Consider the following 15,142-nt stretch of genomic DNA (forward strand, 5'->3'; position numbering starts at 1 on the left):
TGTTCGTCTATACGATCAACTTTGGCGCTGGGCGAATTGACGATTTTGCAAAATCACCAAGCCTAACCTGCAAACCTAAATGCCTGTGTTCATTCAGGCGGCAAGGGCAGGCTTGTAACCAGCCATCTCATGTGATGATACAACCCGTATGAGCCTCAAAGCAAGAAATCCAAACTTGAGATACCATAGCAAATCTGGCTGTAGGTTCGCGGTTTGTGACCAAGTTTCGTTATGCTATTTCTAAACATAAGGTTGAAATCATTGTGGATATCCGCGCTAATTTTCTTTTGTGGCTTCGCTGGATACGGTAGATACCATCATAGGTAGTTAAGTATTCAGGAGGAAAAGGTGAGCGCCAAAGCTGATCAACTGGCGATTCTGAGGTATCTATATGAGCGTCTAGATAGCGGAGACTCGCGTTACTGCACTATAGCAACGATAAAGAAAAATACGGGGCTACAGAGCGCTAATCAATATTTACTAGCCTTGACCGACGATTTAGAGTCTGCCGGCATGGTGATCACACGTCAGGCATACCAAATGTCTGGGGGGAGATTATTTCAGATAACTGCTGCGGGGTATGATGCTGTAGCTACTGGAGATATTCCTGTAATAGTAGACAGTGCGGCATGGACTGGTCGCTTTAACTTGTCGGAATATCAAAAATCAGAGATTAGGCGAATCCTTGGAGAGATGCGGGTTGTTATTGAAACTGCCAAGCTGTCAAATGCTCGTACGGCAAATGCCATGGCATTGATAGAGTCAGCCGAAAAATTAATAGAGACCCCAGACCCACTTTGGCCTGAGATTATGCGTCTTCTGCGCTCTCCTGCAATTGCTGGTGTGGTGGGAATTGCGGGTCTCGTGTTGTCTCTCGTGCAGGTCGTTATGGCGGCGGCAGCTTCATAGCGGTGTGTTTTGCAGTCTGGTGAACAGCCGTGCAATCACTACCCACCCAAATCATCCCATGTCGCAATCCATATCTGCGATGTCGTAGGCCAAGGCGGCGTGGGTGGCGCGCTTGTGGCTAGATGGGAAAAAGCTCAAATCCTCTGAAAAACAATGGTTCTGATCCGAGTGATGGGTTAGAATCGAGGTTTGAAGGTATGGGCGGGTTATGAGGCATAGGTCGCGCTGTGCTGTCGCAGGTAGGCGGGTATGCCCCCTTTCTTTCGATGCTCCCGCGCCGGTTGGAAAACGAGGGTATCATGGATATCAACAGCACCGTTCTGCGCCAGCTGAAAAATCGCCGCGAAGGCTATAGTCTGGAACAGCCCTTCTATATCGACAAAGATTACTTCAAGCTCGATATGGAATTGATCTGGTATCGTGACTGGCTGTTCATGGGCCATGATTGCGAAATTCCGAGAGCTGGCAATTATTTTACCGTGCAGATCGGTGATTATCCTGTCGTCGTTGTGCGCGGGCGCGATGGGGTGATCCGTGCGTTCCACAATACCTGTCGCCATCGCGGCCACCGGGTCTGCACACAGGAGCGCGGCGCATCTGCAAAGCTCGTCTGTCCCTATCACCAGTGGACCTATGATCTGGATGGATCGCTGGTGTTTGCCCGCCAGATGGGCGAGGATTTCGACAAGAGCCAGCACGGCATGAAGCCGGTCGCTTGCGAAAGCTTTGGCGGCTATATCTTCATCTGTCTGGCAGAGGTGCCGGAGGATTTCGCCAGCTACCGCGCTACAGCCTTGCCCTATCTTCAGCCGCACCGGCTTGCCGAAGCTAAGATTGCCCATCGCAACACCATTGTCGAAAAGGGCAATTGGAAGCTGGTCTGGGAAAACAACCGGGAATGCTACCATTGCGCCGGCAATCACCCGGAATTGTGCCGCACCTATCCGGAAGCGCCAAGCGCCACCGGCGTGCAGGGCGCGGGTGACGATCCTGTGATTACCGAGCACTGGCAGCGCTGCGAGGCGGCAAACCTGCCCAGCGCCTTCACCATGCATCAGAGCGGCCAGTTCCGCGTCGCCCGCATGCCGCTGATTCAGGATGCCGAAAGCTATACGATGGATGGCAAGCGGGCCGTCAAGCGCCCGTTGTCGGATGATGTGACCATCTCCCATATCGGCACGATGCTGATGTTCCACTATCCGACCACCTGGAACCATCTGCTTGGTGACCACGCCATTACCTTCCGGGTGCTGCCGCTGAGCGCCGAGGAAACCGCCGTCACCACCACCTGGCTGGTGCATAAGGATGCGGTGGAAGGCGTGGATTACAATCTCCACGACCTGACCCATGTCTGGAACATGACCAACGATCAGGATCGGTCGATTGTCGAGGAAAATGCCTTTGGCATTCGTTCGCCCGCTTATGAGCCCGGCCCCTATTCGCCCGATCATGAAGGCGGCGTGATGCAGTTCGTCGAATGGTATGCCAATTTCATGGTGGACCGTCTGGGAGGCGATAAATCCGCGCAGAAATCCCCCTTGTCGGTCGTGGCCTGATCATGGCGGTGGACAAGATCTATCGGCATGTCGATGAGATGCGGCCCTGGTCGGACCGGGAACATCTGCTGGAATGCGTGGCCTGGACGCCGGAAGCGCCTGACGTGATGACCTTCACCTTCAAGTCGGACAGGCCGGGCCATTGGTTCCGCTATCTGCCCGGCCAGTTCGTGACGCTGGAACTGCCGGTCGGTCCAGAACCTGTGATGCGCACCTATACGCTGTCTTCCAGCCCGTCGCGGCCCTATACGGTGGCGGTGACGGTCAAGGCGCAGAAGGACAGTATCGGCACCCGCTGGATGTTTGAAAACCTCAAGCCCGGCATGAAGATCAAGGCCTTCGGGCCGCTCGGCGATTTTTCCTATGTGAAACATCCGGGCGAGAAATATTTGTTCATCTCGGCGGGCTCCGGCATTACTCCGATGATGTCGATGACCCGCGACATGGCCGACCGCCAGCCGGATAGCGACATCGCCTTCATCCACTGCGCTCGCTCACCTGACGACATTATTTTCCGCTGGGAACTGGAATATAAGGCCCGTTATCTGCCCTTCTTCCAGCTTGGCTTCATTGTCGAGCAATTGCAGCGCTCGCAGCTCTGGTCTGGTCTGCGCGGCTTTATCGACAAGGCGAAAATCGGCCTGTTGGCACCGGATTTTCTCGATCGCACGGTGTTTTGCTGCGGGCCGGAACCGTTCATGGCCACAGTCAGGGAATCGCTGGCCGGTGCCGGGTTCGACATGAGCCGTTACCACGAGGAAACCTTCCAGCCGGTGGCGCCCGAGCCGATGGTGGTGGTAGCCGATCCGACGGGCGAGGTGAAGCCGCATAAGGTCGCCTTCACGCTAGCGGGCAAGGAAGCGCTGTGCGAGCCGGGCTTTACCGTGCTGCAAGCCGCCCGCTCCATCGGCGTGCGCATCGGTGCCGCCTGCGAATCCGGTCTCTGTGGCACCTGCCGGGTGATGAAGCTGTCGGGCGACGTGGACATGAACCACAATGGCGGCATTCTCGATGACGAAATCGAGGAAGGCTATATCCTCGCCTGCTGCTCCCGTCCGACAGGCGACGTCGAAATCGAGGTCTGATCCGAAGGATCAGACCTGGCTTGTGTCACATGCTGGCGATGATCTTGCGCAGTGCCGAGGTGCGTGCGCCCAAGAGCAGCACGTTTTTCAGCGCCACTTTCGGATCGCTGGTGCGAAACAGCAGGCCGTCTTCGCGGATCGAGCGATCCACGGTCATTTCGCGTTTGGCTTTGTCAGGTTTCAGCGCTACGGCAAAATACATCCGGCCATATTGCGGCGTGATCTTCTGGAAGAAACTGTCCTCGCCGCCGACCTCGGCATTGAAATTGGCGAAATAGAAAGCCCATTTCACATCGGCATATTGGGCGAAATTCGACCGCGAGGCCGTGACATGACAGTAACCCAGATGCGGAATATCCTGAAGTGTCTGGTGAAATAGCAGTTTGGGAAAGCGGATGGACTTGTGAAAGCCGTTGATGCGCTGATGGGTGGTCTCTGCCGCCGCTTCCAGCCGACGTGCGGTGCGCACGGCCACTTCCTCGTGGGTCAGATAGCGCTTCTCGTCGGCCAGCCAGTCGTCCTCATCGCGGATGATCTTGCCGGTCCGCAAGAATTCGCTGTGGACGGCCTTGGGAGGCTTGTTTTCCAGAGCCGTCGTTTTGGGGGCGGCATAATATCTCAATTTGGACATCGAACGCACTCTCCACACAAAGGATGACGAGCTGCCGCATTGGCTGTCGCCCAAGTGAATGACCGGATACACGTAAATTACCGGATGCTTGTTAAAAGAAACTTTCCCAAGCTTTAGGCCGGCTGCGTTTCGCGAGGCTTGTCTGGCAGCGGACAGATGAGTGGTAGATGTATTAATCGCCGGTTCATCCGCACCTGGCTAGGGTGAGGGCAATAAGGGTAAGTATTGCCGTTCCGTATCATGCGTCTAATAACTGTGATGAGACGTGATCTGGACAGGCGAGCTTCTCCTCCCTATCTCTATTGATCATATGGAGACGACGATCATGACCTTCATCAAACGCGTTGCAGTGGCCGGTACGGCATTGGCTGTTCTGGCAACATCTTTTATATCCGCCGATGCCATGCCTCTGAACACATTGCAGCCAGTGGCGCAATCTGCTGTTCCGGTGGAGCAGGTCCAGTGGCGCGGCTATGACGATGGTTACGGACGTGGCGGTGGCTATTACCGTGGCTACCGGGGTTACGATGGCCCGCGCCCTGGTTACCGCCGTCACCATGATGGCCATTGGTATCCGCTGGCAGCCTTTGCCGCCGGTGCGTTGATCGGTGGGGCCATCGCCTCGCAGCCACGCCCGGCACCCGCGGCACCTGCCTATAGCAATGGCATCAATCCGCGCCATTACGATTGGTGTGCCGGTCGCTACCGCAGCTATGATTCCTACAGCAATACGTTCGTGACCTATAGCGGCGTGCGCCAGCAGTGCTACTCGCCTTATTATTAAGCGAAATTCTTCACTGATAAAACGCCCGGTGCTGGTTGCGCCGGGCGTTTTGCGTTTTCAGAGAATTCTGGCACGCCTCAGAATAAACCAGGCGAGAAAGATCGACCCGAGGATGAAGGCAATCGCATAGGCCGATCCTTCCGGCCCGCTGGTAAAGGGGAGATGCGAGGTGTTCATTCCGAAAAAGCCTGTCACCAGCGATGGCGGCAAGAGGAAGGCCGTCATCAGCGACAGGATGTAGAGATGCCGGTTGGTCTCGGAGGAGAGCTTGCTGTCGATTTCTTCATGCAGCAGCCGGGCGCGCTCATGCAGCGCGTAGACATCGTGGTCGGCGGCTTCCAGCCGGTTGGTCAGGCGGCTCGCCACATCTTCGAAACCGGCGGGCATTTCGTCCTCATCCACGGCATTGGCGCGCCGCATCATGCTCAACATTCCCCGCAAATGCCGATGCAGCCGCACGATCACCCGGCGCAGCGGCGCAAGCTGGGTGCGCTCGTCGCGCATGTCCTCATCATAGACGACATCCTCAATGCGGTTGATCTCTTCCATCAGTTCCAGCACCAGCGCCATGATGCCGCGCTGAAACTCCGCCACCAGCACTTCATAGACCTGCATGGGCGAGGCGAATTTCGCCGGGTTTTTCTCGATAGCACCGCGCAAAATATCCACCGAGCGGATCGGTTGCAGCCGTGTGGTGATGATGAACCGGTCGGACAGCGCAAAATGCAGCCAGCCGATGTCACGGGTGGCGGCGGCAAATTCGCGCTGAAAATCCACCAGCGTCCCATAGATCAGTTGCTCGTCCACCGAGAGTGCTGCGTGATGTTCATGATTGATCAGCGCGGCGCGAGCGGCTTCGCTCAGGCCCGGAAACTGTTCGATAAAGCCGGGTACCCGCACATCGGCAAGATTGAGGTGCAGCCAGAGAAACCCCTGTTCCGGCATCAGGCCCGTCAGTGTCGCATCCATCGGCAGGCGCGTGGCGCTCTGATGGCGGGCGTCGATATGATAGGCCCATACTAAGCCGGGAATGGGGGTGGTCGCTGTCAGCATGGGTATTGAACTTCCTCGCGTCGCGGTTATTCCAAGGCTTGCGGCCTACCCTATATGCTCCGATTGTGACGCCCGGATCAACTGGCGGGAATGCCCGAATGAGCTTGCGATTTATTGACGTTTACGTAAAAATCAATTAGCTGGAGTGTCAGGAACTGTCCGGGTCGGGAGTGGCCCGCTGCAAGCCGGGATTTGGCGGAGGAGAATGCGATGTACAAGGCCCCCGTGGAGGAAATTGCCTTTACCCTGAAACAGGTTGCTGGCATGGCGCAGGCGTTGGAAGAGGGCCGGTTTGGCGATCTTTCCGAGGATTTGACCGATGCCATTCTGGAGGAGGCTGGTCGGTTTGCTGCCAATGAGATCGCACCGCTGGCCGCAAATGGCGACCGGCAGGGCGCGAAACTGGTGGATGGCAAGGTACAATTGCCGGATGGCTGGGCCGATCTCTATCGCCGCTGGGCTGAAGGTGGTTGGAACGGGCTGGTGGCCGAGGAACGCTATGGCGGACAAGGCCTGCCGCATCTGCTCAACGTTGCGGCGCTGGAAATGTGGAATGCTGGCTCGATGGGCTTTGCACTGGGGCCAGTTCTGACCATGGGTGCTTCAGAGGCATTGACCGCCCATGGCAGCGAGGCACTGAAGGAAAAATTCCTGCACAGAATGGTCTCCGGTGAATGGATGGCCAGCATGAATCTCACCGAGCCCCATGCAGGCTCTGATCTGGGTGTGATGAAAACCCGCGCCGAGCGCCAAAACGATGGCACCTATCGGATTTTCGGTCAGAAGATTTACATCACCTGGGGTGAACACGACGCCACAGACAATATCATCCACCTGGTTCTGGCACGGCTTCCCGATGCGCCTGCGGGTACACGCGGCATCTCGCTGTTTCTGGTGCCGAAATTCCTGGTGAATGACGATGGCTCGCTTGGCGCGCGCAATGACCTGTTTTGCCATTCGCTGGAGCATAAGCTGGGCATTCACGGCTCTCCCACCTGCACGATGATTTTTGGCGATGGCCGGTTTGGCGATGATCCGGGCGCGATTGGCTACGTGATCGGCGAGGAAAACAAGGGCCTCGCCTGCATGTTCACGATGATGAACAATGCGCGGCTGGCCGTCGGCATGCAGGGCGTGGCGATTGCCGAAGCTGCCACCCAGCTTGCCACCGCCTATGCGCGGGAGCGCACCCAAGGCAAGGCCCCCGGCTGGACCGGTGCGGGCATGAGCCCGATCATCGAGCATCCGGATGTCGCCCGCACGCTTTTGACCATGAAGGCGTTGACCCAAGGGGCGCGGGCGATCTGCTATTCCTGCGCCCATGCCATCGACATGAGCCACCATAGCGAAGGCGATGAGGCCCGCCACTGGCAGGCGCGTGCCGCGTTTTTAACGCCGATTGCCAAGAGCTTTGCCACCGACATCGGCGTCGATGTCGCCTCCATGGGCATTCAGGTGCATGGCGGCATGGGCTTTATCGAAGAGACGGGCGCTGCCCGCCTGCTGCGTGACGCCCGCATTGCGCCGATCTATGAAGGCACCAACGGTATCCAGGCGATCGATCTCGTGGTGCGCAAGCTGCCGCTGGCCGAGGGTGCGCATGTGCGTGGCTTCCTCAGCGAGTTGAAAGCCCTTGCCGTGGCTGTCGATGCCAGCAACCGGCCCGGCTTCGGCGAAACGGCGACCCGGCTGCTGGCCGCGATCCGCGATCTGGAAGATGCGACGGAATACCTGTTGGCCCGGCTAGGCGAGGGCGCCCAAGCCGAAGCGCTTGCCGGTGCAACGCCCTATCAGCGGCTGTTTGGCCTGACCCTTACCGGCGCCTATCTGGCCAAGGGGGCGTTGGCGCAGGGGGAAGACGACAAGCGCGTGGCGCTTTGCCGGTTTGTAGCGGAAAACCTCTTGGCCGAAAGTTCGGGCCTGAAACAGGCGGTGGTCGGCGGCGGGGCTAGTCTTGCTGCTGCCCGCGCTGTGCTGGAGGCCTAAATCATGAGCGAGCATATCCTTGTCGAGCGGCCCGAAACCCATCCCGGCGTGCTGGTCATCCGCTTCAACCGGCCGGATAAGAAAAATGCCATTACCGAGGCGATGTATCACCGCATCACTGACGGCCTGAATGAGGCGCATGCCGATGACACGGTGCGTGCCGTCGCATTCCTTGGCACCGAAGGTTGTTTTACCGCAGGCAATGACATGGGGGATTTCCTCGCCTATGCCCTGTCTGACGGCAGCAAACTTCCAGCCGCAGCCCTGGTGCTGCGGGCTTTGGTGGCGACGGAAAAGCCGCTGGTGTCCGGCGTCGATGGTCTGGCCATCGGCATCGGTACGACCCTCAACATGCATTGTGATTTGACGATTGCCTCCAGCCGCAGCCTGTTCAAGACGCCGTTCGTTGATCTGGCGCTGGTGCCGGAAGCGGCTTCCAGCCTGCTTGCGCCGCTTGCCATGGGCCACCAGCGCGCCTTCGCACTTCTGGCGCTGGGGGAAGGATTTTCAGCCGAGCAAGCGCGCGAGGCCGGGTTGATCTGGAAAGTGGTCGAGCCGGATGCGGTCGAGCGCGAAACCCTGGCGCTCGCCGCAAGCCTTGCCAAAAAACCGCCCCAGGCCCTGAAAATCGCCCGGGATCTGCTGCGGGGTGACCGAAGCCTGGTCCTGGCCCGCCTTGACGAAGAGCTGGCGCATTTTGCCGCCCGGCTGAAAAGCGCCGAGGCGCGCGCAGCTTTCGAGGCGTTTTTGACGAAGAAGGCCATGTAAGTAAATACGAATTCAACCTTGGATACTTCAATACATTGATTGCGTGTATTTTTTATGCAATTATTGGTGATGTATGGTGTTGATTGCAATTAGGGAGAAATTGCAAATGGTCGACTTTACATCCGTGAATCCAACGAAAAATTCGTTCAAGACCGGGACCAATATCAATCAGCCGTATGTGGCTGGCATTCTGATCGCGACAAATCCGGAGGTTGGCAAAGGTATATTGCAAACCTTTATTGCCAATCAAATTAACGCAAACGGAAATTATGATAGGCTCGGACAATCCGGCACCATCACGCTCAGCGTTACCCCTCAGGGTTCGGCATTCAATTTTACACTGGGTCTAACGGGTGGTGGTTCATCTTACAGTCGTTCCTTTCTGGCAGATGGCCGTCAAGTAGACGCAACAACGGTGCAGTTGACCCAGCAAGGAGGTGACCTTTCCGTGACCTTCAGTCAAAACAATGGCAGTATTTTTACCGACGGAAAGATCGAAATTGGAGTGAGCTGGGCTCCAATGAGGTTCTACATCGATTCCAACGTCTAATCGGTTTCGCAGAAGGTATTTGAGCCATTGCCATTGCGGTCCTCGTGGTGTTCAGCAGATCTTCACGGATTGCCCTCTATCTTTCCGCATCACTGCCCTTTGGAGGAAAATGATGCGTGGTCTGCTGATTGCAATGGTTCTGTCTATGGGCGCGGTGAACGGTTATGCTGCGGAAGGATCGTTCTCCACGCCTCTCGTCCAGCTTGCCCAGGCGCAGCCGGATACGACCAATCGGAATATTCCGCAGCAGGGCGGCCCACAGCAGGGCGGCAATGTCCGTCCGCCGCGTTATGTCTGCATCATCAAGTCACCGGCCAGCGATGCGGGTGCGGGGCGGTATTCCTGCCCCGCCAGTCCGGGCCGGGTCGGGGAAAGCTGCCGCTGCGCCAATGCGGTTGGTAGCGGCAAGCTGCGGCAGTATTGATCTCAGCCCTTCGTCTCAGGCCTTCGTCAGGGCCACCACAACTTCGACATGCGGCGACCAGAGGAATTGGTCGATGGGCGTGACGGCGGTAATGCGGTAGCCGCCAGCCATCAGGATTGACAGGTCGCGGGCCAAGGTCAGCGCATTGCAGCTGACGGCGACGATGGTTTTCACCTGCGAGCGGGCGAGTTCGGCGCATTGTTCCTCGGCTCCGGCCCGTGGCGGATCGAAGACCACGGCGTCCAGCCCCTTCAGTTCCGAAACCATCAGCGGGCGGCGAAACAGGTCGCGCTTTTCGGCCTTGATCGGCTTCAGGCCCTTGGTGTTGCGGGCGGCCAGATCCAGCGCCTTCACCGCCTTTTCGTCGGATTCGACCGCGAGAACCTGGGCCTGGCGGGCCAGTCTCAGGGCAAATGTGCCGATGCCGCAAAACAGATCCGCCACCCGCTTGGCCTTGCCGACATGGTCGAGGACCAAGGCGGTCATGGCCTCTTCGGCCTGGCGGGTTGCCTGGGTAAAGGTGCCGGGCGGCATGGCGACCAGCGCCCCGCCGAAATCCAGCATCGGCTTATGCGGTTCAATGACGATTTCGCCATTGACGGAAACGCGGGCCACGCCGCGCATTTTCAACACCACTTCGGTAATCGCCCGGCGCTCGCGGTCCGGCAGGCCGCCCCGCACGCCGTCAAGCGACACGTCCAGCCCGGTGGTGGTTTCCGTCACCGTCATGCGGAAATGATCCGATCCGGTGGCAATCGCTGCTCCAATAGCGCGTAGGTCATCCAGCCGGGCGAGAATGCCCGCGGATGTGACGGGACATTCCTCCAGCTCGACGATATGGCGGGACGCGGCCTGGTTGAAGCCGATCAACAGGCCCTTTTCGCGTTTGCGGGCCGTGAACACCAGCCGCCGCCGTTCGCCGGGAAAGGCCTCGACCAGAGGGTTTACCTCGGTCTCGATGCCCTTGGATTTCAGCGCCGCGATCAATGTTGAGCGTTTGAATTCGTTATAGGCGGATTTTTCCATGTGCTGAAGCGAACAGCCGCCGCAGGTTCCGCCGACCCCGTCAGGGCCGAAATGCCGACAGACCGGCTCGATCCGCTCCGGCGAGGCCGAGGCAATCGACATGATCGTGCCCTGGTCCTTGACGCGGGCGATAGCCACCCGCTCGCCGGGCAGGGAAAATGGCACATAGACCGGGCCGTCCGCACCATTGGCAATGCCATCGCCCTGGGCGCCGAGGCTGTTGATCGTCAGGGTTTCGGTGCTCATTCTGCGTCCTCAGGCTGTTCTTCCGGCTTTCGCCCTGCCAGCAGGAATTCCACATTGCCATCGCCCCCGGCAATCGGCGAGGGGATCAGGCCAAGGCTTGTCCAGCCCATGTCTTCGCTCAACCAGCGTTCCAGCTCGGCAGCGACCAGCGGCGCGGTTTCCGGCTCCTTCAGCAGGCCCGCCTTGCTGATGGCCTCGCGGCCCGCCTCAAATTGCGGCTTGACCAGCAGCAGGCAATGGCTGCCTGGCTCGGCCATTTCGAGAGCAGGCACCAGGGCCAGTTTCAACGAAATGAACGACACATCGGAGACCAGGAAGGTAAACTCCTGATTGCCGATATCCTCCGGCTCCAGATAGCGGGCATTCAGCCCTTCGATATTGGTGGTGCGGGGATCGCTTTCCAGCCGGGGATGAAACTGTTCATGGCCGACATCAATGGCAATCACATGGGCGGCGCCGCGATGCAGCAACACTTCGGTAAAGCCGCCGGTGGACGCACCGACGTCGAGACAGATCTGGTCCTTGGGGTCGAGCTTGAAGTGATCGAGGCCAGCCACCAGCTTCAGCGCGGCGCGCGACACGTAATCCTGGGCCGGATCGTCGATTTCGATCGTCACATCAGGGGAGAAGGTCAGGCTCGGCTTGGTCACTATGCGGCCGTTCACCTTGACGCCGCCACGCTGCACGGCGTCGCGGGCGCGCGAGCGGCTGGCGAAAAGATTGAGAGCAACCAGCAACTGGTCGAGACGTTGGGGTTCCGACGATTGGGAGCTTGGCGATTGGGGGTTTGGCGATTGGGTCATGCCCCGTCAATGCCGGTTTATGCTGCGACTTGCAAGCCTCTTGCCCTTGTCAGGCTAGGCCGTACGATCGCTGCCATCGCTTTCCGCGTTCCACAAGAGGAAAACTGCGGCAATTGGACAAGGCTTGGGCAGGGGCAGGAGGCCTACTCTGATACTTTCGGACAGGTCTTTTTTAACACTCGTCAAATCCACACAAGCCCGAGGTTCGGAATTGGTGGTCAAATGTGTACATGTGCTTATTCACGGTACAGCTGTAACACTTTTTTAGACCCACTGCGGCAATACTCGCCTCGAATGAAAGCCAGGGATGGTCTCCGGGATCTGAAAAGGTCCTGGCAAGGATGACGTCGAATAGCCGGATCGTGACATCCACGCCTGATAGGTTTGGATCGCTTTTTCGCGGCTTTGTGACGTTTCCTACCTGAGTATCGGGCTTTCACATGGCGCGCGGCAATCGCTGCCGCTCAAATGCAGTGAGAATAGGAAGCAGGCCCCCATGTCTTTTCAGGATTTGTCCCTCAGCAAAAAACTCTACCTGACCTTCGTCGCGATCATGGCGGGCTGCTTCATTGCTTCTGCCGTGGTTTTTCTCCAGGGCCGGCAGGTCAAGGCGGCGCTTGAAGAACATGCCCAGATCGAACAGGTCGGTTACGCGCTGGATTTGACGCTCCAGGCGATGCTGGAAGAGGCGGTCAATCAACGGGGCTATCTGCTTTTGGGGTCCGACAGCACCTATAAGGCCGTCTTCGACAGCCGCGACAAAATGCTGAAATCCATGGATGAGGCCCGTGCTGCCGCTGCCGGTCATCAGGCCGTTCAGTCCATGCTGGACGATATCAAGACGGCGGCCGACAGATTTCATACACAATTGGTCTTGCCCCAGCTGGAAGCCCGCAAAAGCGGGAAGATGATAGAAGAGATCACTCGTGTCTATGCATCAAAGGGCGAACTGGATGCGTTTCGCGATGCCGCCGCCAAGGCAAAGACCGTGGTGGTGTCGATGGGCAACGAGCAGCGGGAAATCCAGCGCGATGCGCAGTCGCGTCTTGAACTGGCGTTGTTGGCCGGTTGCGCGCTCGCCGGCGGATTGGCCGTCCTGCTGATCTGGCTTCTGGCGCGTTCCATTGTCAACCCGATCACCGGTATGACTGTCGCGATGAGCAAGCTGGCCTCCGGCGATCATGGTGTCGATGTTCCCGCTATCAACCGCGCCGATGAAGTGGGCCGGATGGCAAAAGCCGTGCTGGTCTTCAAGGATGCGGCGATTGAAAAACTGCGCCTGACCGAGGAAGCCGATGCCATGCGCCGCCGTTCGGAAGATGAACAGCAGGCCGCCCAGGCCCAGAAACAGCAGGAAGCCGACGAAATTTCCTTCGTTGTCGTGCAATTGGCGGAAGGGCTTTCGGCACTCGCCAACGGCAATGTCGCCCATCGCCTTACCATGCCCTTTGTCGAGCGGCTGGATGGGCTGCGGGTGAATTTCAACGAATCCCTTGCCAAGTTGCAGGCCGCATTGAAAACGGTGGGCGCCAATGCCCAGGCGATCAACGCCGGGGCGGCGGAAATCCGTGCGTCGGCCGACGATCTGGCCAAGCGGACCGAGCAACAGGCGGCCTCTGTGGAGGAAACCGCAGCCGCCCTTGAGCAGGTAACCCGCACCGTGAAAGACAGCGCCCGGCGCGCCGAAGATGTCGGCCAGCTGGTGGCCACCACCCGCACCGGTGCTGAACGCTCCGGCCAAGTGGTGAGAAACGCCGTAGCCGCCATGACCGAGATCGAGAAGTCCTCCGGCGAAATCGGCAATATCATCGGTGTCATCGAGGATATTGCCTTCCAGACCAATCTCCTGGCGCTCAATGCCGGAGTGGAAGCGGCCCGCGCCGGCGATGCAGGTAAGGGATTTGCCGTGGTGGCCCAGGAAGTGCGGGCCTTGGCAGAGCGCTCTGCCAAGGCCGTCAAGGAAATCAAGGTGCTGATCAGTGCATCCTCCGCCCAGGTTGGGGCAGGCGTGTCGCTGGTCGGAGAGACCGGCCGCGAACTGGAGCAGATCGTCACGGCTGTCCAGCACATCAGCGAAAATGTCACGGCCATCGTCACCGCTTCGCGGGAGCAATCGACGGGTCTCTCGGAGATCAACGTGGCCGTCACCGACATGGACAAGGGCACGCAGCAAAACGCCGCCATGGTGGAAGAGCAGACCGCAGCCAGCCATACGCTCGCCTCGGAAGCCGATGCGCTGATGGATCTGTTGCGCCAGTTCAAGCTGGAGGATGGTCCGGAAATGGCGAAATATACCGCCTCGGTGGGTCAGGCTCATCCTGTCTCCAGCGCTGCATCGCAGCGTCCGGTTTCCTCTCCCGCTCGCTCGCTGGTTTCCAAGCTCGGCAAGGCCTTTGGGGGCGGCACAGCGGCGGCAGCCGTCAAACAGGAATGGTCGGAATTCTAGAGTTTGTCTTGGGAAAAATGGGGCCCACGTTTCCCGAAGAGACAAACTGAACCCAAAAGATAGAGGATGACGAGTTCAACCTCCCCGCCACTCTTATACGAAGAGTCATTGAAGATGACTCTTCGTATTCCTTTTGAAAATTATGCAGCAGATATAAAGAGCTACAGCGAACCTTTGTGCGCCATATATGGCGCACAAAGGTTCGCTGTAATGCATTTGAGATATTTGCAATGCCTTCAAGGCGAGGATGCGTCAGCATGTCAGAGCCTTTATATTAGAAGGTGGAGGGGAAGCCCGAAACGCTACGGGTCTTCCTCCTTTCAGGTCGGTTCAACGCAGCATTGAGCGATGCAGCCGATGCTGTCGAGCTACCGCAATTGCCAGCGTGACAATCATCAGCATTGAAGGTTTGAAATCTTCGCTATCATTTTACAGTCGGGAGTTGATGGAGAAGGGCAAAGGCTTTTCCTTGGCTTCGACAATGAAAAGCCTTTGCCTGTCGTCCAGGAGTGTAAGCATTTTTCCCCTCGATACTCGTAGAACGTATCTTTTGATAGACGTCAATTTTACTGAGGTAGGATCACTCTCTCATTTTCCAGCGTTTTTTTAAATGATTCCAATTATTTGCTGGTCAAAAATGCAAATTATAAGCGGTTTGATATGCATCGGCACATGGAGCGCAAAATTGATTTTTGTCAAAGTTAAATTGTAAAGTGAAAGTAACTAAATGAGCATGAATAAATATTCAGCCATGAATAATATTTTATGTTTCAACTTGGGGATGCGGAAAATATGTTTCATGTATAGGGAATGCGACATATCCAAAAATTGAAATAAAAAACATTATTCGCGTCTGGGTAGATTATATACTAGGC

The 15,142-nt window shown here is 57.6% G+C and carries 13 protein-coding genes; 9 read left to right on the top strand and 4 right to left on the bottom strand.

The features are described from left to right. Nucleotides 1–348: 348 nt before the first annotated feature. The 3 genes from G6L01_RS02070 to G6L01_RS02080 all read left to right on the top strand — a co-directional run bounded on the left by G6L01_RS02070 (nt 349) and on the right by G6L01_RS02080 (nt 3,550). Entirely contained in the window at nt 349–909 is a 561-nt protein-coding gene (locus G6L01_RS02070; RefSeq protein WP_070167611.1) for a hypothetical protein, read from the top strand. A gap of 299 nt (nt 910–1,208) precedes the next feature. Then, a complete protein-coding gene (locus G6L01_RS02075; RefSeq protein ID WP_070167612.1) occupies nt 1,209–2,465 on the top strand; it encodes an aromatic ring-hydroxylating oxygenase subunit alpha in 1,257 nt (418 codons plus the stop codon). Between the two features lie 2 nt (nt 2,466–2,467). Further along, nucleotides 2,468–3,550: an FAD-binding oxidoreductase gene (locus G6L01_RS02080; RefSeq protein ID WP_070151853.1), complete on the top strand. Its 1,083-nt coding sequence runs from the start codon at nt 2,468–2,470 to the stop codon at nt 3,548–3,550. Between the two features lie 25 nt (nt 3,551–3,575). Here the strand turns inward: G6L01_RS02080 and G6L01_RS02085 are convergent, their stop codons facing one another. Continuing rightward, nucleotides 3,576–4,181 (bottom strand): DUF6656 family protein, encoded by a 606-nt coding sequence (locus tag G6L01_RS02085; RefSeq protein ID WP_070167613.1) that lies wholly within the window; start codon nt 4,179–4,181, stop codon nt 3,576–3,578. Between the two features lie 325 nt (nt 4,182–4,506). Between G6L01_RS02085 and G6L01_RS02090 the strand changes: the two genes are divergently transcribed. Next, a complete protein-coding gene (locus tag G6L01_RS02090) occupies nt 4,507–4,965 on the top strand; it encodes a BA14K family protein (protein ID WP_143116625.1) in 459 nt (152 codons plus the stop codon). A gap of 57 nt (nt 4,966–5,022) precedes the next feature. Here the strand turns inward: G6L01_RS02090 and G6L01_RS02095 are convergent, their stop codons facing one another. Continuing rightward, nucleotides 5,023–6,018 carry a transporter gene (locus G6L01_RS02095; RefSeq protein WP_070167614.1) on the bottom strand — a complete coding sequence of 332 codons (996 nt, stop codon included), beginning with the start codon at nt 6,016–6,018 and terminating at the stop codon, nt 5,023–5,025. Nucleotides 6,019–6,228: 210 nt separating this feature from the next. Here G6L01_RS02095 and G6L01_RS02100 point away from each other — a divergent pair, with 210 nt between their 5' ends. From G6L01_RS02100 to G6L01_RS02115, 4 genes are all read left to right on the top strand, one after another. Next, nucleotides 6,229–8,004 (top strand): acyl-CoA dehydrogenase, encoded by a 1,776-nt coding sequence (locus tag G6L01_RS02100; protein WP_070167615.1) that lies wholly within the window; start codon nt 6,229–6,231, stop codon nt 8,002–8,004. Nucleotides 8,005–8,007: 3 nt separating this feature from the next. Next, nucleotides 8,008–8,772 (top strand): crotonase/enoyl-CoA hydratase family protein, encoded by a 765-nt coding sequence (locus G6L01_RS02105; RefSeq protein ID WP_070167616.1) that lies wholly within the window; start codon nt 8,008–8,010, stop codon nt 8,770–8,772. 106 nt (nt 8,773–8,878) lie between these two features. After that, nucleotides 8,879–9,322: a hypothetical protein gene (locus G6L01_RS02110; RefSeq protein WP_070167617.1), complete on the top strand. Its 444-nt coding sequence runs from the start codon at nt 8,879–8,881 to the stop codon at nt 9,320–9,322. A 109-nt stretch (nt 9,323–9,431) separates the two neighbouring features. Further along, on the top strand, nt 9,432–9,746 hold the full coding sequence (locus G6L01_RS02115; protein WP_156584290.1) for a hypothetical protein: 315 nt from the start codon (nt 9,432–9,434) through the stop codon (nt 9,744–9,746). 15 nt (nt 9,747–9,761) lie between these two features. On the opposite strand, the gene G6L01_RS02120 is transcribed toward G6L01_RS02115, so the two are convergent. Then, nucleotides 9,762–11,018, bottom strand: a complete 1,257-nt coding sequence (locus tag G6L01_RS02120; protein ID WP_070167619.1) for a class I SAM-dependent RNA methyltransferase — start codon at nt 11,016–11,018, stop codon at nt 9,762–9,764. Beyond that, a complete protein-coding gene (locus G6L01_RS02125) occupies nt 11,015–11,821 on the bottom strand; it encodes a TlyA family RNA methyltransferase (RefSeq protein ID WP_070167620.1) in 807 nt (268 codons plus the stop codon). The genes G6L01_RS02120 and G6L01_RS02125 overlap by 4 nt, the downstream gene beginning before the upstream one ends. A gap of 496 nt (nt 11,822–12,317) precedes the next feature. Here G6L01_RS02125 and G6L01_RS02130 point away from each other — a divergent pair, with 496 nt between their 5' ends. After that, nucleotides 12,318–14,267: a methyl-accepting chemotaxis protein gene (locus tag G6L01_RS02130; RefSeq protein ID WP_070167621.1), complete on the top strand. Its 1,950-nt coding sequence runs from the start codon at nt 12,318–12,320 to the stop codon at nt 14,265–14,267. Nucleotides 14,268–15,142: the final 875 nt, after the last annotated feature.

Source organism: Agrobacterium vitis (genome assembly GCF_013337045.2).
Lineage (GTDB): Bacteria > Pseudomonadota > Alphaproteobacteria > Rhizobiales > Rhizobiaceae > Allorhizobium > Allorhizobium vitis_B.